We start from the raw sequence: 23,814 nt of genomic DNA on the forward strand, positions 1-23,814 counted from the left end.
GGGTGCTCAGCCTTTTCGGGCAGGGCCTGTCGACGCCCGGACGATCAGCTCCACGCCCATCGTCTCGCGCCGCACCGCGCCGTCGTGATCCAGGATCATGCGCGCGGCGCGGCGGCCGATCTCGGTGATCGGCTGGGCGATCGTGGTCAGCGGCGGCATGCAGAGCGCGCCGTCCGGCACGCCGTCGAACCCGACGATGGAGACATCGCCGGGAACGTCTAGGCCTCGCGCTTTCAGCCAGTCGATGGCGATCAGCGCCATGCGGTCCGACATGGCCAGGATTGCGGTCGGCGGCTCCCCCGTGGCGAAGATAGCCTCCAGGCCTGCCCTGGTGCTCTTGTCCTCGTTCTCGGTCTCGTAGACCGGGATCTTCGTCGTATCGACGCCAAATCGGGAAAGCTCCTCGAAATAGCCGGCAAGGCGGTCGCGCGTACCGGTGTAGACGGCGCTGCGCACCACTTCCGGCGTCGCGAAACCGGTTCGGTTGTCGGCAAACCCAAGCGACAGGACGGCGAAGCGGCGATGGCCAAGCTCGGCGAGATGGCGCGCGGCAAGTCGCGCGCCGGCGACGTTGTCGACGCCGATGGCGGACACCGTCTCGTCCTGGAAGCCGAGTTCCAGCGCCACGAAGGGCAGTTTGCGCTCGCGCGTCAGGTCGACAAGGCGCGAGCCACCTTCGATGCAGAACAGCACGAAACCGTCGACAAGCGCGCTCTGGATGTTCCAGGCGAGCTTTTCCTGGTTGGCGGCCGACACCAGCGCGATGCCCGCCCCGGTGGCGTCGCAGGCTTCCGAAATGCCGGCCATCATCACGCGCGCGAACGGATCATCGAAGAAATAGGAGAGGGGCTCGGTGGTGGCGACGCCGATGGCGTTGACCTTGCCAGCGCGCAGCAGCCGGCCCTTCGGGTCCGGGCCGGCATAGCCCATCTGTTCCGCCACCGCTTTGACCCGTTCGCGCACTTCGGCGCGCACAACCTCGGGACGGCTGAAGACATTCGAGGCGGTGCCGTGCGAGACGCCGGCGGCCTTGGCGATGTCAGCCAGCCTGATCGGCCTTGCCTGGCCTTCGAGGAGTGATGCCATGTCGTTCCTCCGAATCCGATCATGCCGCCAACATGACCGTTGAATTGCTGTCGGTCATCTAACATTTTCTTGGATCGATTCAAATACCGGCTTGACTCGAAGTGATCGAAGGGTATGATTTGAATCGATCCAAGTGTTCGCGTTAGTAGTGAGACGAGGTCTCAGGAGGAGGGGTGCCATGCATCCGGTGAGCTATTTGTTCGAGGACGTCTACCGCAACGACTGGGGCATCGCCTCAGTTGCCGCCAGCGAGCAGCGCCGGGGCAGATCGAGTCCCTGGCGGCGCGCGCCGCGCTTCCTCGTGGAGCGCAAGCGGGGCTGAGCCCCGCCCTTTTTTCTATCGTTGAATTGGATCGATTCAATCTGCAGGAAAAGCAGTCATGCATCCCATCGGTCATCTGTTTCAGGACATCTATCGCAACTATTGGGGCATCGCTCCCGCAACCGAACGGCCCGAAGGGCGCCGCGCTGACGAGTTGGTTGCGCGCGAGCGTAATCGGCACGCTGGTCGCAAGTGGTCCGGTTTGCTGGAATTGCGCTAAGGGCCGGTCGCCACAGCGCCGACACGGCGATCGCCACCCAGCCGGCGATCAGCAGGGTGCCGCCGATCGGCGCCGACATCGGGAACAGCCTTGAGCCGAGGAAGTCGCGCGCCAGCAGATCGCCGCAGAATAAAAGCAGGCCGGCGAGCAGCACGAGGCTGGCGATCCTGAGGCAACGGTTGGCGCCGGAAAGGCCGATGGCGAGGAATACCGGCGCGTGCATCAGGAGGAAGTTGGCCGCCGTGCCGGTAAACGCGCCGCCGCGATGCGCGGCCGCGGCCGACAGCGCCACGCCTGCCGCGCCGAGTAGCCCGGCGATGAAGACCAGGATACGGTTGCCGCCGTTCGACAGTTGCGCGGCGAGGCTCATTTCGGATGCTCCCTGTTGGCTGGCCGGCGCGACCGATCAGGACTCGCCAGCCTCCAGCAGCATATGCCGTGTCCGCCGCGACTGGACAATCCAGTTGTAGGCAGCACCCAGCGCCATCAGCACCGAAGTGGCCAGGAATACCGAGCGCATGCCGAAATGCCCGCCGACGAAGCCGCCCATAAGCGGCCCCGCGACCTGGCCGACGTATTGCGCCGAGATCGCCAATCCGAGAACATTGCCGCCGACGCCATCCGGGATGTTGTGACGGATGACGCTGGTGATGCAGGGCAAGAGGCCGCCCAGCGCCAGGCCCATCAGGAAGCGCAGGCCGATCAACTGCCAGCCACTGGTGACGAATGCCTGGGGAACGAGCAGCAGCGCCGACACGGCAAGCGCGCCCACCACGACGTTCCAGTGGCCGACGCGGTCGGCGAGTTTCCCCAGCCAGGATGAGGACAGGATGGTGCCGAGCGCCGCCGCCGACATGACGACGCCGGCGACCATGGTCACCTTGCCCTGGTCCTCGACGAGCTGCTGCACGTAGACGGTGATGATCGGCTCGATCGACATGGTGGCGAAGGCGAGCAGCATGCCTGTGGTCAGCATGGCGACGACCGGGCGCTTGTCGGGTATCTGGGACCAGCCGCTTTTGGGCTTCGCAGCAGAGACCCGCTTGGGCGCCGGCGGATTCTCCTTGATCAGGAAAGTCGTCGCCAGGAAGGCCAGGAAGATGACGCCGCCGGAAAGCAGGAAAGTCGCGCGGATGCCGATAAGCGGCGGCAGCAGGCCGCCGAGCAGCGGTCCGACCAGCGAGCCCGCGGTGATGCCCGCCGCCAGCACGCCCAACGCCCAGCCCGAGCGCTCCTTGGGCGTCTGCATCGCGACCAGGATCGTGGAGCCCGACGAATAGCCGCCGGCAAAGCCGATCAGCAGCCGAAGAAGCACCAACTGCCAGACGCTCTGAACCATGCCGGTCAGCGACATGCAGATCGCCATGCCGAAAGATGCGCGCACGAGCATCAGCTTGCGGCCGTAGCGGTCGCCCAGCCGGCCCCACAGGGGCGCGACCAGGGCAGCCGCGAAGAAAGTCGCGCCATAGGCGATGCCGGACCACTGCACGATCGCCACGTGGCCTTCGGCGCCGAGCTGTTCGACGTAAAGAGGCAGGAACGGCAACAGGAGCGTCATGGCGATAAGCGTGCTGAACGAGCCGGCGAAGCAGACGGCAAGGTTGCGCCGCCAATGCATGTTGAAGCCGCTCTGTCCGGGTTCCTTCTGCGTCATTTTTGCGCGCGCCGATGCTGGGGTTGTTACGGAGACCGATTTGGGATACCAAGTCGGTATCCGTCATGGACCTGATAATTGCCGCTGTCAATGCGGCTTTGGAGAGCTGGACGCCGATGTCACAGATGCAAAATGTCGAAAGGCAACTTCGCGAGATGATCCTGAGCTTGGAGATAGGGCCGGGCGAGCGGCTGACTGAACGCTGGATCGAGAGCCGGTTCGGCGCATCGCGCACGCCGGTGCGAGCGGCGCTGCTTCGCCTGGAAACGGAAGGCCTGATCGGTCGTGACGGCCGCGGCTGGGCGGTGGCGCCGATCAACCTGGCGGAACTGGGCCAGATCGCCGTCTACCGGGAGGCGGTCGAAGTCGCGGCCGTTCGCCTGACGGCGGCGCTCGAAGATCGAAGCGGGATCGACGTGATCGCGGCGATGCTTGATTCTTGCGATGCCGGGACACCGCGAGAGGAGTGGCACCGCGTCGGCATGGATTTCCACATCGAACTGGCGAGGCTTTCAGGCAACGAGTTTCTGCTCAGAGCCGTTCGCGACGCAATGACCAGGCTGTCGCGGGCGCGTTGGCTGGAAGTGCGCGATGAGACGGCGCTCCACCGCGCCTGGGCCGAACATCATGCGATCCTTGCCGCTGTCGGGGCCGGGAATGCCGATGACGCGGCGCGGCTGCTTTCCGCTCACATCGCCGGCAGCCGCGGTCGGCTGGTCACTTCGCTGCATGACGACCGGCGCGGTTTGCGCGCGCGCGGTTTTGCCGTGGTCGCGGCTTGAGGCGGAATGCGCACGCAAGATCGGCAGCACCGGCGGGCTTGAAACTTGGCCGGGAGAATGCTGTAGGTGGTCAGCGGGATGAAGCCGACTTCCACCGACCATCTTGCTGAATTCGCGGACGCATGGCCACACTCTCCCGAACCGCCTCCAAGCTGTTTTACTACGCGCGCAATTTCGCCCGTGATCGCGCTCCGCAGTCCCTGTTCCGAGATCGCCTTGCTGGCCGGCTCGAGCAGGCCAGGCTTTCAGGCAAGACGGTTCGGGAACGGCTGAACTATTACAACAAGCTCCAACAGCCGTTCGCGCCCAGTCCGGACGCCGTCCCCGTCGGGGAGCTGCAGAACTCTTCCAGCATGTACTATTACGACCTCAAGGAGTTCGCCCGCTACTTCGATCCCGGCCTCCTGATCGATTACAAGTTCGGCGACGTCGTCGACGTTCCGGAGGTTCCGAGGATCGTCAAGGACCGGCCCATCGGCGACGACAATGCGAACGGCGTGCTGATGAAGCTGAACAAGTTCCGGCACTTCTACATGCCGCCCGACAGCGTGCCTTTCGCCGCCAAGCGCCCAATGGTGGTCTGGCGCGGTCACCTCAACAATCCGCTTCGCACCCGCTTTGTGGAAAAGGCCGCAGGCCTGCCGATCTGCGATGCGGGATCCCACAAGGCCGACGCGCCGGACGGATACCGTAAGCCGTTCCTGAACATCGAGCAGCAGCGGCGCTATCGCTACATCGTTTCGCTCGAGGGCAATGACGTCGCGACGAACCTGAAATGGATCATGAGTTCCAATTCGCTCTGCCTGATGCCGGAACCGACCTACGAAACCTGGTTTGCGGAAGCCAAGGTCGAGCCCAATGTCCACTACGTGCCACTCGAGCCGGATTTCTCCGACCTGGTCGACAAGGTGGCCTATTTCGAAAAGCATCCCGACGAAGCTGAGCGGATAACCGCCGCCGCCAACGCCTATTGCCGCGAATTCCACAATGAGCCGGTCGAGCAGGCGATCTCGCTGCTCGTCCTCTACAAATATTTCGTGCTGAGCGGGCAGATCAAGCCCGACACGGAAGTCTGGCGCTTTATCGCCGGCTGAGTGCTCACCGAAGCCCTAGGCGTGGGAGCGGTCGAGCAGCTTGTCGGCCGGCCCGAAACGGTCCTTGGCCGTGAACTGCTGGTGCCAGTACGGGTAAAGCACCGGCGGCCGGCTGACGGCATCGAGTCGCTGGCGCTCTTCTTCGGAGAGCGGCAGGCTGGCCGCGGCGAGGTTGTCCTTGAGCTGCCCCTCGTTGCGCGCGCCAATCACCAGTGAGCTTACGGCCGGACGGCCAAGCAGCCATGCAAGCGCCACCTGCGCTCCCGACACGCCCCGCGCCCTGCCAATGTCGGAGAGCACTTCGACGATCCGCCACAGACGGTCCTGGTCGCGGATCGGCGGTTCCGTCCAGCCGCCGACCTGGCGCGCGGTCGGGCTGTCGCGGTGATATTTGCCGGAGAGCAGGCCCCCGGCCAGCGGGCTCCAGACCAGCACGCCGAGGCCCTGGTCGACAGATATCGGCAGCAGCTCGTATTCGGCCTCGCGGGCTTCCAGCGTGTAATGGATCTGCTGGGTGACGAAACGGGCCTGATGCCGGCTGTCGCTGACAGCCAGCGCCTTCATCACGTGCCAGCCCGAGTAGTTGGAGCAGTCGATGTAGCGGACCTTGCCCTGGTTGACCAGGGTGTCGAGCGCCGCGACCGTCTCCTCCAACGGCGTCAGGCCGTCCCACTGGTGGACGAAATAGATATCGATGGCGTCGGTCTTGAGCCGCTTCAGGCTCTTTTCGCATTCGCGTATCAGATGGTAACGCGAAAGGCCCTCGTCATTGGGCCCGGCGCCGATGCGCATGCGGGCCTTCGAGGCGATCAGCACATCATTCTTGCGCCTGCCGCCAAGCGCCTCCCCGATGATCTCTTCGGAGAGGCCGTTGGAATAGACATTGGCGGTGTCGATGAGGTTGATGCCGGCATCGATGCAGGTGTCGATGATGCGGCTGGCCTCGGAAAGGTCCGAATTGCCGACGGCGGCGAATGGGCCGGTGCCGCCGAACGTCATGGTGCCAAGCGTCAATGTCGAGACTTTCAAGCCGGATCGGCCCAGCGTGCGGTATTCCATGTCAGTCCTCGCGATTGGTTGAAGAAGCGCCGTGGCGAGCGCCGGGAAGAGGCGAGGGGATTTGTAGGACAATTCAGCCGGCGTGTCGCCCCGCTGCCGATACGGTCCGATCATATATAGGCTAACATGGATGCCGCCGGCCGGTCGCTTGCAATAAAACCGTCATTGCGCCTCTGTATCCCGGTCGGCTTACGGAGTCGCGTGTCCGCCGGGGCCGCGGCGCATTCCGAGGCGATGAAGGCTGACAGGCAGACGGAGCTGCGCGATGAATGAAGTGAAACCGAATTCAGGGGCGAAGGACTGGCTGGAGGCCGAACTCGCAGACACGCTCGACGAGGACTACGAGCTCGAGATTTCCGAGCCGGCGCTCTCGCTCGAGATCGCCAAGATCTACAAGAAGTCGCATCCGCCTTCGATCGAACGGATGACCTATTTCCGCGAACTGCTCAGGCTGCAGTCCGAGCTGATCAAGCTGCAGTCCTGGGTCGCCTACCACAAGAAGAAGCTGGTGGTGATCTTCGAAGGCCGCGATTCCGCCGGCAAGGGCGGTGTCATCAAGCGCATCACCCAGCGCCTCAACCCTCGCATCGCCCGTGTCGTGGCATTGCCGGCGCCGACCGAGCGCGAGAGGTCGCAATGGTACTTCCAGCGCTACGTGCCGCATCTCCCCGCGGGCGGCGAGATCGTGCTGTTCGACCGCTCCTGGTACAATCGCTCCGGCGTCGAGCGGGTTATGGGTTTTGCCAATGAAGATCAGGTCGAGGAGTTCTTCCGCGACGTGCCCGAATTCGAGCGCATGCTGGTCCGTTCCGGCATCACCCTGGTGAAATACTGGTTCTCGATCACCGACGAGGAGCAGCAGATGCGCTTCCTCATGCGCATCCACGATCCGATGAAGCAGTGGAAACTGTCGCCGATGGACCTGCAGTCGCGGGTGCGCTGGGAGCAGTACACCAAGGCCAAGGAAGAAACCTTCGCCCGCACCAACATCAAGGAAGCGCCCTGGTTCATCGTCGAGGGCAACGACAAGAAGCGGGCGCGGCTCAACTGCATCGACCACCTGCTGCAGCAGTTGCCGTATGAGGAGGTGCCGCATGAGGAGATCACGCTGCCGGAGCGGGTGTTCAATCCTTCCTACGAGCGCCAGGTGCTGCCGCGCGAGCTCTATGTGCCGGAGAAGTACTGAGGCGCGGTTCCTTCTCCCGTTCACGCAAGGAGTTGCTGCTCCTGTCGCCATCGGTGCTGGTGAGCCCTCTCTCCGCTAATGCGAAACAGACTTTGCCTGGCCGCCGATGCGGGAATGGACTGAAGGCGCGCTGGCCGAGCCGGAGGAGATCGTCGAGGTCGACGTGGAATTCTGACGGCTGGCCAGCGGCGCCCCTGCTAGCCGGTTTGGCGGTTTAACCCCGCAGCAGCTCCGCCACGGTCGGCGCGAAATAGGTCAGCACGCCGTCGCAGCCTGCGCGCTTCAGCGAAAGCAGCGATTCCAGCATCGCCTTCTCGCCGTCGATCCAGCCATTGGCGGCAGCCGCCTTGATCATCGAATATTCGCCCGAAACCTGATAGGCGAAGGTTGGCATCTGCAACTCGTCCTTCAGCCTGCGGATGATGTCGAGATAGGGCAGCCCCGGCTTGACCATGAGCATGTCGGCGCCTTCCGCCAGATCCTGCTCGGCCTCTCGCACCGCTTCGTCCGAATTGGCGTGGTCGATGTAATAGGTCTTCTTGTCGCCCTTGAGCAGGCCGGCGGTGCCCACCGCCTCGCGGTAGGGGCCATAGAAGGCGGAAGCGAATTTCGTCGCATAGGACATGATCGCCACGTCCTGAAAACCGTTGGCGTCGAGTGCGTCGCGGATGGCGCCGATACGGCCGTCCATCATGTCGGATGGCGCGATAATGTCGGCACCGGCGGCAGCCTGGATGACGGCCGCGGCGGCGACTTGTTCAACTGTCTCGTCATTGACGATGATGCCGTCGCGCAGGATGCCGTCATGGCCGTGACTGGTGAAGGGATCGAGCGCGGCATCGGTGATGATGCCGATCTCCGGAACCGCGTCCTTGATGGCGCGCGTCGCGCGGTTGATGACATTGTCGGGGTCGAGGATATGCGAGCCGGCCTGGTCGCGCAGCGCAAGCTCGACATTGGGGAAGGTGGCGATCGCCGGGATGCCGAGCCTTGCGGCACGCTCCGCCTCCTTTACCGCGAGGTCGATGGACAGGCGATGGACGTCCGGCATGGCGGCGATCGGCTCGCGCCTGTTCTTGCCGTCGATGACGAAGATCGGCCAGATCAGATCGTTCACCGAAAGCTGGTTCTCCTGCACCAGGCGGCGCGACCAGTCGGCCTTGCGCATGCGCCGCAGCCGCCGGCTGCCGGTGATCTCGTCGACGCTGCGCGCGCCTGCGGGCTTTGCAGGAGTGAATCTGTTCATGGCCGAGACTCTCTTTCGGGCCGGCTTTTACCACGCGTCCGCGCCGCTGACCAATGCGACACGATTGTGCCAGCCGCGCGCCAGGGTGTTGGCAGGTTGAGATTGAGGCCACGCCGAGAAGAAAATGGTGGCTGCCGAAGCAGAGCGGAGCGTATCTCGGGTTGCGCGGGCACCGGGGCGCAGGGAGCCGCCTTTCACAGACCGGCATCGGCTGAATATCGACTTGTCCTAAGGCTGTCCGTGCCCTGACAAGATCTGCGCCGCGCCTCTGATCGCAACCCGGAACGCCTCGTCGAAGCTGACGCCGCGCACCTGCCAGCGAAAGATCTTGCCGTGGTCGGCCAAGCGCCAATCGGCGATCCAGCCGAGCTCCTTGTCGCTCCACACGATGCTGCCGGCGAGCGCCCGGGCTGCTCCCGCCTTCTTGGCGAGCTTGTCGAGCCTTGCCATATCGGCCCCCGAAAGCGCCTTCTCGTCAAGGCCGCCAAGCTGCCCGGCCTTTGGAAAGGTGATACGCATCAGCAGGGGGCCCGCGGCATTGGCGAAGGATTCCCGCATCGTCTTGCCCTGGTCCTCGTCCTCCGTCAGCATGAAATGCCGCGCGCCTTGCTCGGCGCTCATGAAGACGGCGACCGGCGGCCGCTCGCCGAGCCATGGCCTGCTGCCGAGCTGCGCCAGGAGCTTGTCGACGACGGCCGGCTTGTAGAGACAGGTCAGATCGTGGGGGCGGTCATGCGTGCCTTGCTCGTCATGGATGGGGATGCCCTCGAGCCGGTCGCGATAGCGGAAGGACTGGACGAAGTCGGCGGCCTTGTCTCGCAGCGCCAGCATCTCGGGTTTTTGAGTCAGGCGCTGGTCGCCAGAGACCTTGACCAGCACCTTGTCGAGGCAGTCCTTGAAGCCGATCTGGCGGTTCACGTCTCCCGTGCCGGTGACGATCGTTTGCGCCTGGTAGAGATCGGCTATCGCGGCGGCACGGGCCGGAACCCCCAGGCACAGGAGACCGGCCAATCCAACGACGAAGCGAGAAATTCCAGGCATATCGCTGCTCGAAACCTGTCGGGGCGCGGACATAGTTCTTTGCCGGTTACCTAACATCTGGCGCGGTCGCCCGCCAGCGCAAGGATCGCCGCCATTGACGCGCCCTGACGCCCCCTTTAGCACTTCTCCCCCGCGGAGAGAGGGATTCCTGTTGATGGATTTTGGCGGAGGCGACGAGATCCGCTTCGAGCGGCTGGGCAGGGCGGGCGTTGTCACTTTGACCCGGCCGAAGGCGCTTAACGCCGTCACCCACAACATGGTCAGGGCCCTGGCCAGAGCGCTCGATGCCTGGGAGCAGGATCAGGGGGTCGGCGTCGTAGTGATCAAGGCCGAGGGCAGGGCGTTTTCGGCCGGCGGCGATATCCTGCACATCTACGAGGCCGGCCGCGCCGGCCAGCCGCCCATCGACTTCTTCGCCGACGAATACCGGCTCAATGCCCGCATCGCGCGCTTCAAGAAACCTTATGTCGCGCTGATCGACGGTATCGTGATGGGCGGCGGCGTCGGCATCTCTTTCCATGGCTCGCATCGGGTCCTGACCGAAAACGCGCAGTTTGCCATGCCAGAGGTCGGCATCGGCTTCTTCCCCGATGTCGGCGCCAGCCACCTGCTGCCCGACCTGGGCGGTTCGTTCGGCATGTATCTCGGTCTGACGGGCAACCGCATCCGCCATGGCGACGCGCTGTGGTCGGGGCTCGCCACCCACACCATCAAGGCCGAGGACCAGGCGGGCCTGCTCGACGAATTGACGACGAGCGGCGACGCCGATGCGGAACTGCGCGATTTCTTCGTGCCTGCCAAGCGCGAGACCGAGCGGCAGGACCTGGAAGCGATCGCGCACCATTTTTCGCAGAGTTCGCTCGACGGCATCATCGACAGTCTCGAGAAGGCAGTGGCGCAAGATGCTTTTGCGGCAAGAACGCTGGCGACGATGAACACCCGCTCGCCGACCAGCCTCAACGTCGCCTGGCGCCAGATCAGCGCGGGATCGACGATGTCGATGGACGAATGCATGAAGATGGAGTTCCGCATCCTGAACCGCATGCTTGCCGGCCGCGACTTCTACGAAGGCATTCGCGCCGCCATTATCGACAAGGGCTCGAAGCCCGAGTGGCGGCCGGCGAGCCTGGATGACGTCCGCGCGGCCGACATCGACGCCTATTTCGCGTCGCTGGGCGATAGGGAACTCGTGCTGTGAGCGAGGTAACCTCCAGGCGGGTGGTGCTCCAGCCCTCGACCACCGAGGTCATCTTCGCCTGGTTCCAGCGTGTGGTCGCCGGCTACTGTCTTTTGTTCGGCATCCTCTACTGGATTCGCCTGATCGGCCTCTATCCGGGCGAATTGTGGCGCTTCGACCTGATGCCGGTGCATTGGCGGGTGGCGGCGGCAACTCTTGCCGTCTTCTTTCCCTTCGCCGCGGCCGGCCTTTGGATGCTGGCGTCGTGGGGGCCGGTGATCTGGTTCATCTGCGCGGTGACGGAGACGGTGATGTATGCCGGCCTGCCCAATCTCTTCGGCCACCGGCTGCTGATCGTGATCTCGCACGCATGCGTGGCCTTGCTCTACATCGTCTTTCGCGTCACCATCTGGCTGCAGAAGCGACAGCTCAGCCAATAGGCCGAGGCTGGATTCCGGGCCGATTTCGCGGCCCGTTTTCTTCCGAAATCCGTTGGCTAAATCTTTAGGTTAATTGTTCTTGCTCGGGTGACCGATCGTTAAGCGTCTTCCGAAACCTCTTACCGGTAAGCTCTTGTTAGCCCTGGCGTTTAAGTCGAATTTTATGAGTATTCGATAGTGTCGCGATCAAGGTGAAAAACAAAAAATCACCAGGGCGACAAACGAGAGGCAAAGACAATGATCAATTCGCGTCCGGCGGCGAAGACCGCAAACGTATCCGACGATCGCCGCGAGGCTATCCGTTCGCTGTACATGGAATCGCTGCAGCTGGTGGAGCGTCTGCACCGCCGTCTGCTTGACGTGATCAAGGACGAGTTCGACCGCAACGGCCGCTCCGACATCAATGCCATCCAGGCGCTGCTCCTCTTCAACATCGGCAATTCGGAGCTGACCGCGGGCGAGCTGCGTTCGCGTGGCTACTATCTCGGCTCGAACGTCTCCTACAATCTCAAGAAGCTGGTCGACCTCGGTTTCATCAACCACCAGCGCTCGCGCATCGACCGCCGTTCGGTCCGCGTCTCGCTGACCCCGAAGGGCAACGAGGTGGCCGACGTCGTGGCCGGCCTCTACGAGCGTCATGTCGGCTCGATCGAGGCGGTCGGCGGCATCAACACCGACGAGTTCAAGCAGATGAACCGCGCCCTGCAGCGCCTCGACCGCTTCTGGAACGACACAATCGCCTATCGGATGTAAGCTCACACCAAGTCTGGGGCCTCGCCGATGAAGCGCGGCTGGGGAAAGAATAGGGGCCGGTGTCGTAGCACGCCGGTCCCTGTTCTTTTGCAAAGACCTGCTGATGGAGGGAGCTTGAGCGCCTACGGGCGCGCGACGAAGCTCGTTCTAGGCGCGATCAAGGCTCTGCGCCCGAACGGCTGCCGTGAGCGCTGGCGCAGACTTCACGAGGACGTGCTGGCTATTTGCGATGCAAAAAAGCATCGCCGCCTTCCTCTCACCTTGCCGCCCCAAGCAAATCGCGGGCCAAGGCCACGTTGCCGCCATAATCACGGTGGATGCGGATTGTCGACGATGCTGCGGGCCCATGCCCCGCGCTCCGTGGAACCCGCGAGGCGGCATCGCGTTTCTGGCAGCCGGCGATGCGGGTCATGGTTGGCGAATTGTTAAGTTTGCCACCCCTAGAGTGCGGACAAGCCGCCAGGCAAGCGAATTGAGCGAGAGCGAACAGCCAAGAATGTCTGCCATGAGAACAAGCCGCCGTTTCTTCCTTACCGGAGCCTCCGCGCTCGCCGCCGCTTTTGCCGCCGGCCACGCCAGCGCGCAGGACGTGATCGGGGACATCCTGAAGTCGTCGACGCGCGGTAATTGGGACGACCAGTTCGACGCCCGCGCCAACGACACCAACAAGGTCGCCTCGACGCTGCCGATTTTCAGCCAGCAGACGGTGGCCTTCACCGAGCAGGCGGTGGCGCAATACCAGAACATCGTGTCCCAGGGCGGCTGGGAACAGGTTCCGGCTACCAAGAAATTGCAGCTCGGCGTCGACGATCCGGACGTCGTTCCGCTCCGCAAGCGCCTGATGGTCTCGGGCGACCTGCCGCAGAGCGCCGGTATTTCGACTGCCTTCGATTCCTATGTGGACTCGGCGGTCAAGCGCTTCCAGCTTCGTCACGGCCTGCCGGCCGACGGCTCGATGGGCAAATACACATATGCCGCGATGAACGTGTCGGCGCAGGTCCGGCTCGGGCAGCTGCAGACCAATCTGCAGCGTCTGAAGGAAAAGGCCGGCACGCTGGGCGATCGTTACGTCCTGGTCGATATCCCCGCCGCCCAGGTCGAAGCGGTCGAGAACGACCGTGTCGTGCTTCGCCATACCGCTATCGTTGGCAAGATCGACCGCCAGACGCCGATCGTGAACTCGAAGATCAACGAGATCATCGTCAATCCGTACTGGAATGCGCCGGTTTCGATCGTGCGCAAGGACATCATTCCGCTGATGCGGAAGGACCCGAACTACCTGAAGGATAGCCACATCCGTCTGTTCGCGCCGGACGGAAGCGAGGTCGATCCGATGACCATCGACTGGTCGACGGACGACGCCGCGAAATACCGGTTCCGCCAGGATCCGGGCAGCAACAACGCCATGGCCTCGGTCAAGATCAATTTCCCGAGCCCGGACGGCGTCTATATGCACGACACGCCGCAGCAGAGCCTGTTTGGCAAGCTGCTGCGTTTCGACTCCTCGGGCTGCGTGCGCGTCCAGAATGTGCGTGACCTCGTCACCTGGATCCTGCGCGACACGCCCGGTTGGGACCGCCAGCATTTCGAGGCCGCGATCAAGACCGGCGAGAACACGCCGATCCAGGTCGTCAACCCGGTGCCGGTCCACTTCCTCTATCTGTCGGCATGGTCGACCGCTCCGGGTGTCGTACAGTTCCGAGACGACATATACGGGCTCGACGGCGCCCAGGAACTGCAGATCAGCTCCGCGCAGTAACTATCTGATACTAAAAACAAAAAGGCCGCTTCCACAGCGGCCTTTTTTGCAGCGTGATGCGCGCCTGAATCAGTTGCCGGTTCACCAGCCGCGCGACCGTCTTTGCGCGGTGGACCGCGCCGGGACTGTCGACATGGAAGCGCATGGTGGCTTCCGCGATGCCCACCGAGATTTCCCAGTCGGTCTTGCCCTCGCAACCAGCGCCAAGCTGTTGCTCTCGCGCCCCCTGGACGCAAGGCCGGCAATTGCTCATGGTCGGTCGAACAGCTGGAATCGCGCCATGGCCGTCGCCGTCTTCATCCTCGCCGTGCTCGCCTTGGTGACGCTTTCGGGCGCGCTCGTGCGGCTGGTGCGCATGCCGTTGCCGGTGCTGCAGATCGCGATCGGCGCCGCCCTGGCCTGGCCGGCCCGTGGGCTGCATGTCGAGATCGATCCGGAACTCTTCCTTCTGGTGTTCATTCCGCCGCTGCTGTTCGGTGATGCCTTTTCGGCGCCGAAGCGCGAACTGATCGCGTTGCGCGGACCGATCCTGGATCTCGCCATCGGCCTGGTCTTCTTCACCATCGTCGGCTTCGGCTACGCCTTGCATTGGCTGGTGCCGAGCGTTCCGCTGGCGGTCGCCTTCGCCCTGGCCGCCGTGCTGTCGCCGACCGATGCCGTGGCCGTATCCTCGATCGTCGGCCGCGATGTAGTCCCGGCGCGGCTGATGCACATATTGGAGGGCGAGTCGCTGCTTAACGACGCTTCCGGTCTGGTCATGTTCCGCTTCACCGTGGCGGCGGTGTTGTCCGGCAGCTTTTCATTCGCCGGGGCATCCTTAAGCTTTCTCCTTGCCGTGGCAATCGGCATCCTCGCCGGTGTCGCGTCGCTGTTCATCGCGGCCAAGTCGTTGCAGATCCTCGGCCGTATCACCAGCACACCGGCCGAAGCGCAGGTGCTGGTCATGGTTCTGCTCCCCTTCGTCGCCTATCTGATCGCCGAGCATTTCGGCGCTTCGGGCATTCTGGCGGCGGTCACTGCCGGCCTTCTGACCGGATATTCCGGCATTGTCCGCCACATGGTGGTCTCGGCGCGCGTCCAGACGATTTCCCTCTGGTCGACGCTGATCTTCATCTTCAACGGCTCGCTGTTCATCCTGCTTGGCCTGCAACTGCCTGACATCATCCGCAAGGCGCCGCCTGAACTGACGAGCCGGCACTGGCTGCTCGAGCCGGCATTGACAGTGCTGCTCCTGACGCTGTGCCTGATCGGCCTGCGCTTCGTCTGGATCTGGATCGGCGACATCGGCGCCGTGCTTGCCGCGCGGCTCGGCAAGCGCAAGGCCGAACCCTTTGGTTTGCGCGTCAGGCTCGCCGGCTCGATCGCCGGCGTGCGCGGCGCGGTGACCTTGGCGGGCATCCTGTCCCTGCCGCTCACCATGCATGACGGCTCGCCGTTTCCGGCCCGCGACCTCGTGATCTACCTCGCCGCCGGGGTCATCATATGCTCGCTGGCAATTGCCAGCCTCGCCCTGCCGAGGGTCGCGCGCGGTCTCGTCGAACCCGGAGAGCATCCGGGCGCCGCCGAAGAGCGCCGGGCCCGCGTCAGCGCAGCCAACGCGGCCATCGCCAGGATAGAAAGCTTGGCCAGCGACGGCAATGAAGGAGAGGCGGCGGGCATGAAGCTCGCCATCGCCGAGAGCGTCGTATCCATCTACCGGCGGCGCATCTCCCTTTCCGACGGCGCCGAGGAAGCGCGCGCCGAGGCCCGCGAAACCGGCCGAATTGAGGTGGAACTCAGGCTCGCCGGCATCGAGGCCGAGCGCGCCGAGCTTCAGGCCATGTTGCGCCGGGGCGTTATCAACGACCACACGGCGCGCAAGCTGTTCACCGAGGTCACCTTCTCCGAAGCGATCCTCAAGGGACGCGAGCCGCGGGATTAGGTTCGGTCGGCCGGTGTTGACGCAAACCGGCTAGCAAATTTCGCGCCGCAAACGTGGCGGCCCGAAAACAACTGTGTTAATGCGCGGCGACCTCGCAGACCTCCGGCCCCAAGGGAAAGCAAGCCATGTCAAATGCAGCGGCAGCCTCCAGCAAATTCGAATCCTTCTTCGAGACCACGCTTGCCGACGCCGATCCGGAAATCTTCGGCGCCATCCGCAACGAACTCGGTCGCCAGCGCCATGAGATCGAGCTGATCGCGTCGGAAAATATCGTTTCCCGCGCGGTGCTCGAGGCGCAGGGCTCGATCATGACCAACAAATACGCCGAGGGTTATCCGGGCAAGCGCTACTATGGCGGCTGCCAGTTCGTCGACGTGGCCGAGGAACTGGCCATCGAGCGCGCTAAGAAGCTGTTCGGCTGCAACTTCGCCAACGTCCAGCCGAATTCGGGCAGCCAGATGAACCAGGCCGTGTTCCTGGCGCTACTGCAGCCCGGTGACACCTTCATGGGCCTCGACCTGAATTCGGGTGGCCATCTTACCCACGGCTCGCCGGTCAACATGAGCGGCAAGTGGTTCAAGGTCGTCTCCTACGGCGTGCGCAAGGACGACCACCTGCTCGACATGGATGCTATCGAGAAGACCGCGCATGAGACCAAGCCGAAGCTGATCCTGGCCGGCGGCACCGCCTATTCGCGCATCTGGGACTGGAAGCGTTTTCGCGAGATCGCCGATTCCGTCGGCGCCTATCTGATGGTCGATATGGCGCATATCGCCGGCCTCGTCGCCGGCGGCGTGCACCCGTCGCCGCTGCCACATGCCCATGTCGTGACCACCACGACCCACAAGTCGCTGCGCGGCCCACGCGGCGGCATGATCCTGTGCAACGACGAGGAGATCGCCAAGAAGATGAATTCGGCGGTGTTCCCGGGCCTGCAGGGCGGGCCGCTGATGCATGTCATCGCTGCCAAGGCGGTGGCGCTCGGCGAGGCGCTGAAGCCGAGCTTCAAGGCCTATGCCGAGAGCATCGTCGCCAATGCCAAGGCGCTGGCGTCCAGTCTGCAGGAGACCGGCCTCGATATCGTCTCCGGTGGCACCGACAACCATCTGATGCTGGTCGACCTTCGGCCGAAGAATGCCACCGGCAAGCGTGCGGAAGCAGCGTTGGGCCGCGCCAACATCACCTGCAACAAGAACGGTATCCCGTTCGATCCGGAAAAGCCGTTCGTCACCTCGGGCGTGCGTCTCGGCACGCCGGCCGGCACCACGCGCGGCTTCGGCCAGGCCGAATTCCGCGAGATCGGCAAGCTGATCGCCGAGGTGCTGGACGGGCTGAAGGTGGCGAATTCCGACGAAGGCAACGCGGCGGTCGAAGCCGCCGTCAAGGCCAAAGTCATGGCGCTGACGGACCGTTTCCCGCTCTACCCTTACCTGGGTTGAGTCTGGCTACCGGCTGCCCGTCTGTCGGTTGACGAGGCGCCGTGCGTCATCTTTTATTCCGGCGCTTCGCGCCGCTGCTTGATCGGGCGGCGCGACCCACTGGAGTTTTGATGATGCGCACTTTCCCGCTTGCCTTGCTGGCCCTGTTCGGCTCGCTGGCCGCGTTCACCATGGCCGGCGCGGTTGCGCAGGAGCAGACGCAGCCTGCCTCCGAAATGCCTGCCACAAACACCTTCGGCAAGTGGACCACCATCGTCGATACGCTCGACACCGGGCAGGATGCGCACAAGACCTGCGCCGCCTCCACCGCTTTCGTCGACGGCAACGGCAATGCCGGGTCGCTGACGATGTCGATCTCGACTGGCGACGCGCTGCCGCCGGACGCGTATCCGGCCATCATGTTCATCATCGACAACGCGAACCTGCCGACCGGCGACAAGATCGCTGCGACCTTCGGCGACCCTGGCGTGAAAGTGACTGCGACAGTGACCTCCAACGCCGCCGCCGGTGGTCGCTCCAGCTGGATGGTCGACGACCAGGCCAAGACCAGCCTCGCCTTGCTGCGCGCCATGCGCAAGGTCACCTCGCTCGACGTGACCTTCGGAAAACAGGCCGTCGCCAGCATCCCGATGGATGGCTTCACCAAGGCGTATCGCAATCTCGGCACGTCCTGCGGGTTTTCGACCAAGGACGTCGCGCCCTGACCCGTGCCGCCAGCCGGGGAGGGCGCTGGCAATCTTGATCGCGCGTCGCTATCTCTGAAGCGCGAAAGGTCTCTCCTTTGCCAAGTCGCCAAAAGGCACTAAGCCTTTCCGCCATCAGAGAATCGCGAACCCAAGGCTCCCTATGCGCTGCCCTTATTGTCAGTCCGAAGATACGCAGGTGAAGGACTCGCGTCCCGCCGAGGACGGCGCGGCGATCCGCAGGCGGCGGGTATGTCCCGATTGCGGGGGGCGTTTCACCACCTTCGAGCGTGTCCAGCTGCGCGACCTCGTCGTCATCAAGAAGTCCGGCCGCAAGGTGCCGTTCGATCGTGACAAGCTGCTGCGCTCCGTCGAGATCGCCGTGCGCAAGCGCAATGTCGATCCCGAGCGCATCGACCGCGCCGTCACCGGCATCGTGCGCCAACTCGAAAGCTCCGGCGAAACCGAGATCGCTTCGGGCGAGGTCGGTCGGCTGGTCATGGAGGCGCTGAAATCCCTGGATGACGTCGCCTATGTCCGCTTCGCCTCGGTCTATCGCAATTTCCGCGAGGCCAAGGATTTTCATGAGCTGCTGGGCGAGCTGAAGGGCGACGAGGAAAAGACCGAAGAGGAAGCCGGCTGATCATGGCGGGACCGCAATCGGACGAGGCCGCTCAATCGGCTCTTGATCGCCGTTTCATGGCTGCAGCCATCAGGCTGTCGCGCCGCAATGCGGGCCGCACCTCGACCAACCCTTCCGTCGGCACCATCATCGTGCGCGACGACGGCGCCGGTCCTATGATCGTGGGCACCGGCGTCACGGCCGTCGGCGGCCGCCCTCATGCCGAGACCGAGGCGCTGGCTGAAGCCGGCGAACTGGCGCGCGGCGCCACCGCCTATGTGACATTGGAGCCCTGCGCGCATCACGGCCGCACCCCGCCCTGCGCCAACGCGCTGGTCAATGCCGGTATTGCGCGCGTCGTGGGTGCTGCGAGCGACCCCGATCCGCGCGTCTCCGGCAAGGGCTACGCCATCCTGCGCGCCGCGGGTGTCGAGGTGGTTGAAAAGGTGCTGGCTGCCGAAGCCGCCGAGCAGATGGCGGGCTATCTGACACGTTCTTTGAAGAAGCGGCCGGAAGTAACTCTGAAACTTGCGCTTTCGAGCGACGGCAAGATCGGCCGCAAAGGTGCGGGCCAGGTCGCGATCACGGGCGAGATCGCGCGCCGCGACGTCTATCTGATGCGCGCCGAGGCCGACGCCATCCTCGTCGGCATCGGCACCGCGCTCGAGGACGACCCGGCGCTGACCGTGCGCCTGCCGGGGCTGGAGAACCGCTCGCCTGCGCGGATCATCCTTGATCGGCAGATCCGGCTGCCGGAGACGTCCAAGCTTGTGTCCGGTGTTGACCGCGTGCCGCTCTATATCGCCGCCTGCCCCGAGGCCGACCCGCACCGGCGGGCGGCGCTCGAACGCGCGGGCGTGCGCTTCATCGGCACCGAAACCCATGACGGCGTAGTCGCTCTGCCGGAATTGCTGGAAGACCTTGCAGCGCTCGGCATGGCAAGCGTTATGGTCGAAGGTGGCGCCAAGGTGGCCAGGGCCTTCCTTGAGGAAGGCCTCGTCGACCGCATCGTGCTCTTCCAGGGGCCGGACGCTATCGGTGAGGACGGCATTGCATCGCCGATCGACCCCGATCATATCCCGGCTGGATTTCGCAAATTGCGTGACATGCGCTTCGGCGAGGATAGCTATGCCGAATGGGTGAGACCATGATTCCAAAAAGTGGAAACCGGTTGTTGGATCGGATCGTGTTCAAAACGAAAGACACTCTCTGATGTTTACGGGAATTGTGACTGACGTCGGCACCGTTGCGAGTGTGAAGCCGCTCGCCGAGGGTATCGGCCTTCGAATCGACACCGCTTATGATCCCGAGACCATCGCCATCGGCGCCTCGATTTCCTGTGGCGGCGTTTGCCTCACGGTAACGGCGCTGCCGGAACACGGCTCCAACGCGCGCTGGTTCGAGGTCGAGGCCTGGGAGGAAGCGCTAAGGCTCACCACGGCATCGAGTTGGAAATCCGGCACCCGGATCAACCTGGAGCGGGCGCTGAGGATCGGGGACGAACTCGGCGGCCACATCGTCTCCGGCCATGTCGACGGCATGGCCGAGATCGTCGGGCGCAAGGAAGAGGGCGACGCCGTGCGTTTCACGCTGGAGGCGCCGCGTCATCTGGCGAAGTTCATCGCGCCGAAAGGTTCGGTCGCGCTCGACGGCACCTCGCTCACCGTCAACAAGGTCGAAGGCACCCGCTTCGACGTGCTGCTCATCCATCACTCGCTGAGCGTCACCACCTGGGGCGAGCGTCAGGCCGGCGACCGCGTCAACATCGAGATCGACACCATGGCCCGCTATGCCGCGCGGCTGTCCGAGGCGGCGAAAGAGGGCCTTTAAGCAGAGCCCTGGGGTCACGGTTAGGCGGCGAGCCGGATTTGTGGAGCCGGCGGGCAACGCGCCTTGCGACACCGCTTCCCCGCTTCACATTGGGTCGCGCTCCGCGTAAGTTTTCTCCCGGCCGGAGGGGAAAGCCATGAGCAGCCCGTCGCAACAAGTCATAAGGCTTGGGTTCGGATTTGCCCTATCTCAGGCGCTGCGCGTCGTCATCGAACTCGGAATTCCCGATCTTCTGGCCTCCGGGGCGCGATCTGTTGACGACTTGGCGGCAGCAACCAAGACGGATGCGGAAGCCCTTTACCGCGTGATGCGGCTTCTTGCCCCTGAGGGGGTCTTCACTGAAGGTGGCTCTCGTCATTTTGCTTTGACGGAAGTCGGAGCGGTCCTTCGTTCAGATAGGCCGGGACCGCGCGACTTCATCCAGATGATCAACACTGAGCCATATCTTGCCTTCGAGCAGCTTCTCCGTTCCGTACGCACGGGAAGGCCCGCCTTCGAGACGGTGTTCGGAAGCTCGAGATTCGACTGGCTATCGGCGAACCCCGAGAAGGCCGCCCTGTTCCAGCGAGCTATGGTAGCCTTAGGACAAGGCACCAACGAGGCAGTAGCCGACGCGTATGATTTCGGCCAGTACAAGCGGGTTGTCGATATCGGCGGCGGCCATGGGCAGCTTCTCTCGGCAATTCTTGCCCGCTATCCTCATTTGAGCGGTGTTCTGTTCGATCTGCCGTCCGGGGTGGCGGCGGCGCGTCGGGGCGCCGGTGGCGACCTGCCGCGTACCGAGTTCGTCGCGGGCGACTTCTTCGAGAGTGTTCCGGCTGGCGACGTCTATGTCATCAAGAAAGTCATCCACGACTGGGACGACGAACGCGCCGGGCTGATCTTGCGGCATTGCCGCGATGCTATGGCGGCACATGGCAGGGTGCTCGTGGCCGAGACGATTGTGCCACCGGGAGGCGAGCCGGACCAGATCAAGGCCATCGATGTTGTCATGCTCGCGGTAACCGGGGGCCTGGAGCGGACGGAGGCGCAATACACAACCCTCTTCGCGGGGGCAGGACTGAAGCTCGAGCGGGTGATCGGCACCCGTGGACCGATCTCGATCCTCGAGGCTTCGCCCGCCTAGACAAGATTGTCCGAATGATCGCGTGCAGCGAGAGCCGACTCTGTCGGGACGCGGGCGAGGGCTGGGTTGTCAATCTTCCGCTTGCGATCACCGCAGCTTCGGCCTAAGTCACCGGCAACCCCCCGGAGACTTTTATGGCTGGAACATCCCAACACGGCAAAGCGTTCATTCGCCCGAAGGCGAAGGCGCATCTGCTCATTGTCGAAGCGCGATTTCACGACGATCTCGCCGACGCGCTGCTCGAGGGAGCGACTGGCGCGCTGGAAGAGGCCGGCGCCAGCTATGATGTGGTGACGGTTCCCGGCTCGCTCGAAATACCGGCCGTCATTACCTTCGCGCTCGATGGCGCCGCCGAAGGCGGTACGCATTACGATGGCTTTGTCGCGCTCGGCACCATCATCCGCGGCGACACCTATCATTTTGACATCGTCGCCAATGAATCGAGCCGCGCGCTGATGGACCTATCGGTGCAGGAGGCGATCGCTATCGGCAACGGAATCCTGACGACCGAGAACGACGCGCAGGCTTGGGCGCGCGCGCGCAAAACGGAAGGCGACAAGGGCGGCTTTGCCGCCCGCGCGGCATTGACCATGATAGCGCTCAAAGAGAAATTCGGAGCTCAATCGTGAACGAGCCCGCTTCGACCGGTGCGGTGCGCCATGCAAACAAACGCGGCGCCGCCCGTCTTGCCGCCGTCCAGGCGCTTTACCAGATGGACGTGTCCGGCAGCGGCGTCTTCGAGACCACGGCCGAATACGAAACCTTCCGGCTCGGCAAGGAAGTCGACGGCGCGCTCTACCGCGAAGCCGACGCGCAATGGTTCCGCGCCATCCTGACCGGCGTCGTCGAGGACCAGAAGACCATCGATCCCGTCATCCGCCAGGCGCTCACCGAGGATTGGCCGCTGTCGCGGCTGGATTCGACGCTGCGCGCCATTCTGCGCGCCGGCGTTTATGAACTGATGAAGCGCGAGGACGTGCCGGTGGCTGTGATCGTCTCAGAATATGTCGACATCGCAAAAGCCTTTTACGATGAAGACGAGCCGAAGCTGGTGAACGCCGTTCTCGATCGCGTCTCGCGCCGGGTTCGCGGCGAGGGGCGCGGCAAAGACGCTTCGTGACGACGGCCGCGGTCGCCGAGGCGGGCCGGGCAGGGCGCCGGACGGCGGTGCTGCTTGCCGCCGCGCAGGCGATCGTCGGTTCGGCCGCTCCGATCGCCATTTCGCTCGGCGCGCTCGCCGGTCAATATCTGCTCGGCCCGGACAAGTCGCTGGCGACGGCGCCGGTCACCGGTTTCAATCTCGGCGTGGCGCTCGGGGCTTTGCCGGCCGCCGCCATCATCCGCCGGCTCGGCCACCGCGGCGGCTTCATGACCGGGACCATGTTCACCGCGTTGGGCGGCCTGATCGCGACGCTTGCTCTCTTCCAGGCCAGCTTCTGGATGTTCGCTGTCGGCCTCTGCGTCATCGGCGCCGGTGGCGCCTTCGTCCAGCAGTTCCGTTTCGCCGCGGCCGACAATGCGCCGGCCGGATACAAGCCGCGCGCCATATCATTCGTGCTGGCGGGCGGCATCATCACCGCTATCCTCGGGCCGCAGATTGTTATCTACACACGCGAACTGCTGGCCCCGGTGATGTTTGCCGGGTCATTCGCCTCGATCCTGCCCCTGGCGGCGATCGGCGCGCTCATCCTGTCGTTCCTGCAGATTTCCCCCCGGACAGGCACCTTCGCCGAAACCGCCACGGGCGATGCCCGACCGCTGGCTGAAATCGTCACCCAGCCGCGTTTCGTCGCCGCGCTTTTCTGCACCGTCGGCAGCTACGCGCTGATGAGCTTCGTCATGACCGGCGCGCCGCTCGCAATGGTCGGCTGCGGCCTGTCGGAAGACGACGCGACGCTTGGCATTTCCTGGCACGTCATGGCCATGTTCGGGCCGAGTTTCTTTACCGGCGCGCTGATCCACCGTTTCGGCGCCGAACGCATTGTCGCCTTTGGGCTCGTCCTGCTTGTCGGCTGCGCGGCCGTGGCGCTCTCCGGCCTGGCCCTCTGGCAGTTCTGGACGGCCCTGATCCTGCTCGGGCTCGGCTGGAACTTCAGCTTCATCGGCGCCACGGCCATGGTCACGGCCACCTACCGGCCCTCCGAGAAGAGCAAGGTGCAGGGTTTCCACGACTTCGTCCTGTTTGGCTCCGTCGCATTTTCCTCGCTCATGTCGGGCGCGATCTACAACGCCTGGGGCTGGACGATGCTGAACTGGGTTGTCTTCCCGGTCGTCGCGCTTTGCTTTGTCGCGCTCGGCACTTTGAAGATGGTGGGTCCGCGCACACTTTGAAGAAGGTGGCCAGCCGTTCCAGTAGCAAGTCCAAGCGGCCGGC

Annotated in this window: 24 protein-coding genes and 1 pseudogene; 18 read left to right on the plus strand and 7 right to left on the minus strand. The window is 64.1% G+C overall.

Features of this window, described 5'->3' with window-relative positions; genetic code table 11:
* Positions 1 to 6: 6 nt before the first annotated feature.
* Positions 7 to 1,086, minus strand: coding sequence for a LacI family DNA-binding transcriptional regulator (locus ACR64R_RS07005; protein WP_487360955.1), 1,080 nt, complete (start codon positions 1,084 to 1,086; stop codon positions 7 to 9).
* A 178-nt stretch (positions 1,087 to 1,264) separates the two neighbouring features.
* Between ACR64R_RS07005 and ACR64R_RS07010 the strand changes: the two genes are divergently transcribed.
* Positions 1,265 to 1,408: a hypothetical protein gene (locus ACR64R_RS07010; protein ID WP_487360956.1), complete on the plus strand. Its 144-nt coding sequence runs from the start codon at positions 1,265 to 1,267 to the stop codon at positions 1,406 to 1,408.
* Between the two features lie 224 nt (positions 1,409 to 1,632).
* On the opposite strand, the pseudogene ACR64R_RS07015 reads toward ACR64R_RS07010, so the two are convergent.
* Positions 1,633 to 1,998, minus strand: a pseudogene (locus ACR64R_RS07015) (DUF423 domain-containing protein); the annotation flags it as partial.
* A 36-nt stretch (positions 1,999 to 2,034) separates the two neighbouring features.
* A complete protein-coding gene (locus ACR64R_RS07020) occupies positions 2,035 to 3,282 on the minus strand; it encodes an MFS transporter (protein ID WP_487360957.1) in 1,248 nt (415 codons plus the stop codon).
* Positions 3,283 to 3,398: 116 nt separating this feature from the next.
* On the opposite strand from ACR64R_RS07020, the gene ACR64R_RS07025 reads away from it, so the two are divergent.
* Positions 3,399 to 4,064: a GntR family transcriptional regulator gene (locus ACR64R_RS07025; RefSeq protein WP_487360958.1), complete on the plus strand. Its 666-nt coding sequence runs from the start codon at positions 3,399 to 3,401 to the stop codon at positions 4,062 to 4,064.
* Between the two features lie 122 nt (positions 4,065 to 4,186).
* Positions 4,187 to 5,158 carry a glycosyl transferase family 90 gene (locus ACR64R_RS07030; RefSeq protein WP_487360959.1) on the plus strand — a complete coding sequence of 324 codons (972 nt, stop codon included), beginning with the start codon at positions 4,187 to 4,189 and terminating at the stop codon, positions 5,156 to 5,158.
* A 15-nt stretch (positions 5,159 to 5,173) separates the two neighbouring features.
* Here ACR64R_RS07030 and ACR64R_RS07035 read toward each other — a convergent pair whose 3' ends face one another.
* Positions 5,174 to 6,217 (minus strand): aldo/keto reductase, encoded by a 1,044-nt coding sequence (locus ACR64R_RS07035; protein WP_487360960.1) that lies wholly within the window; start codon positions 6,215 to 6,217, stop codon positions 5,174 to 5,176.
* Positions 6,218 to 6,482: 265 nt separating this feature from the next.
* Between ACR64R_RS07035 and ppk2 the strand changes: the two genes are divergently transcribed.
* A complete protein-coding gene (gene ppk2, locus ACR64R_RS07040) occupies positions 6,483 to 7,403 on the plus strand; it encodes a polyphosphate kinase 2 (protein ID WP_487360961.1) in 921 nt (306 codons plus the stop codon).
* 214 nt (positions 7,404 to 7,617) lie between these two features.
* Here ppk2 and hemB read toward each other — a convergent pair whose 3' ends face one another.
* Positions 7,618 to 8,649, minus strand: a complete 1,032-nt coding sequence (gene hemB, locus ACR64R_RS07045; RefSeq protein WP_487360962.1) for a porphobilinogen synthase — start codon at positions 8,647 to 8,649, stop codon at positions 7,618 to 7,620.
* A gap of 228 nt (positions 8,650 to 8,877) precedes the next feature.
* On the minus strand, positions 8,878 to 9,690 hold the full coding sequence (locus tag ACR64R_RS07050) for a DUF2066 domain-containing protein (protein ID WP_487360963.1): 813 nt from the start codon (positions 9,688 to 9,690) through the stop codon (positions 8,878 to 8,880).
* A 154-nt stretch (positions 9,691 to 9,844) separates the two neighbouring features.
* Here ACR64R_RS07050 and ACR64R_RS07055 point away from each other — a divergent pair, with 154 nt between their 5' ends.
* The 4 genes from ACR64R_RS07055 to ACR64R_RS07070 all read left to right on the plus strand — a co-directional run bounded on the left by ACR64R_RS07055 (position 9,845) and on the right by ACR64R_RS07070 (position 13,819).
* Entirely contained in the window at positions 9,845 to 10,888 is a 1,044-nt protein-coding gene (locus ACR64R_RS07055; protein ID WP_487360964.1) for an enoyl-CoA hydratase/isomerase family protein, read from the plus strand.
* Complete coding sequence (locus ACR64R_RS07060) at positions 10,885 to 11,307, plus strand: DUF6163 family protein (RefSeq protein WP_487360965.1); 423 nt, start codon at positions 10,885 to 10,887, stop codon at positions 11,305 to 11,307. The genes ACR64R_RS07055 and ACR64R_RS07060 overlap by 4 nt, the downstream gene beginning before the upstream one ends.
* Before the next feature lie 237 nt (positions 11,308 to 11,544).
* Positions 11,545 to 12,060, plus strand: a complete 516-nt coding sequence (gene ldtR, locus ACR64R_RS07065) for a transcriptional regulator LdtR (protein ID WP_040983294.1) — start codon at positions 11,545 to 11,547, stop codon at positions 12,058 to 12,060.
* A gap of 505 nt (positions 12,061 to 12,565) precedes the next feature.
* The gene (locus ACR64R_RS07070) at positions 12,566 to 13,819 is read left to right on the plus strand and encodes a L,D-transpeptidase family protein (protein ID WP_487360966.1); all 1,254 of its coding nucleotides are present in this window, start codon (positions 12,566 to 12,568) and stop codon (positions 13,817 to 13,819) included.
* Between the two features lie 10 nt (positions 13,820 to 13,829).
* Here ACR64R_RS07070 and ACR64R_RS07075 read toward each other — a convergent pair whose 3' ends face one another.
* On the minus strand, positions 13,830 to 13,985 hold the full coding sequence (locus tag ACR64R_RS07075; RefSeq protein ID WP_487360967.1) for a hypothetical protein: 156 nt from the start codon (positions 13,983 to 13,985) through the stop codon (positions 13,830 to 13,832).
* Between the two features lie 114 nt (positions 13,986 to 14,099).
* Here ACR64R_RS07075 and ACR64R_RS07080 point away from each other — a divergent pair, with 114 nt between their 5' ends.
* The 10 genes from ACR64R_RS07080 to ACR64R_RS07125 all read left to right on the plus strand — a co-directional run bounded on the left by ACR64R_RS07080 (position 14,100) and on the right by ACR64R_RS07125 (position 23,771).
* Positions 14,100 to 15,740, plus strand: coding sequence for a Na+/H+ antiporter (locus ACR64R_RS07080; protein WP_487360968.1), 1,641 nt, complete (start codon positions 14,100 to 14,102; stop codon positions 15,738 to 15,740).
* 125 nt (positions 15,741 to 15,865) lie between these two features.
* Positions 15,866 to 17,179: a serine hydroxymethyltransferase gene (glyA, locus tag ACR64R_RS07085; protein ID WP_487360969.1), complete on the plus strand. Its 1,314-nt coding sequence runs from the start codon at positions 15,866 to 15,868 to the stop codon at positions 17,177 to 17,179.
* A gap of 113 nt (positions 17,180 to 17,292) precedes the next feature.
* Entirely contained in the window at positions 17,293 to 17,883 is a 591-nt protein-coding gene (locus tag ACR64R_RS07090; protein WP_487362393.1) for an invasion associated locus B family protein, read from the plus strand.
* Positions 17,884 to 18,025: 142 nt separating this feature from the next.
* A complete protein-coding gene (gene nrdR, locus ACR64R_RS07095; RefSeq protein WP_487360970.1) occupies positions 18,026 to 18,505 on the plus strand; it encodes a transcriptional regulator NrdR in 480 nt (159 codons plus the stop codon).
* A gap of 2 nt (positions 18,506 to 18,507) precedes the next feature.
* The gene (ribD, locus tag ACR64R_RS07100) at positions 18,508 to 19,635 is read left to right on the plus strand and encodes a bifunctional diaminohydroxyphosphoribosylaminopyrimidine deaminase/5-amino-6-(5-phosphoribosylamino)uracil reductase RibD (protein WP_487360971.1); all 1,128 of its coding nucleotides are present in this window, start codon (positions 18,508 to 18,510) and stop codon (positions 19,633 to 19,635) included.
* A 61-nt stretch (positions 19,636 to 19,696) separates the two neighbouring features.
* A complete protein-coding gene (locus ACR64R_RS07105) occupies positions 19,697 to 20,314 on the plus strand; it encodes a riboflavin synthase (protein WP_487360972.1) in 618 nt (205 codons plus the stop codon).
* 136 nt (positions 20,315 to 20,450) lie between these two features.
* Entirely contained in the window at positions 20,451 to 21,440 is a 990-nt protein-coding gene (locus ACR64R_RS07110; RefSeq protein WP_487360973.1) for a methyltransferase, read from the plus strand.
* A gap of 134 nt (positions 21,441 to 21,574) precedes the next feature.
* A complete protein-coding gene (locus tag ACR64R_RS07115; RefSeq protein WP_487360974.1) occupies positions 21,575 to 22,069 on the plus strand; it encodes a 6,7-dimethyl-8-ribityllumazine synthase in 495 nt (164 codons plus the stop codon).
* Positions 22,066 to 22,560: a transcription antitermination factor NusB gene (nusB, locus tag ACR64R_RS07120; protein ID WP_487360975.1), complete on the plus strand. Its 495-nt coding sequence runs from the start codon at positions 22,066 to 22,068 to the stop codon at positions 22,558 to 22,560. The genes ACR64R_RS07115 and nusB overlap by 4 nt, the downstream gene beginning before the upstream one ends.
* Entirely contained in the window at positions 22,557 to 23,771 is a 1,215-nt protein-coding gene (locus ACR64R_RS07125) for an MFS transporter (RefSeq protein ID WP_487360976.1), read from the plus strand. The genes nusB and ACR64R_RS07125 overlap by 4 nt, the downstream gene beginning before the upstream one ends.
* Positions 23,772 to 23,814: the final 43 nt, after the last annotated feature.

This window comes from Mesorhizobium sp. MC2-1-1 (assembly GCF_057597255.1).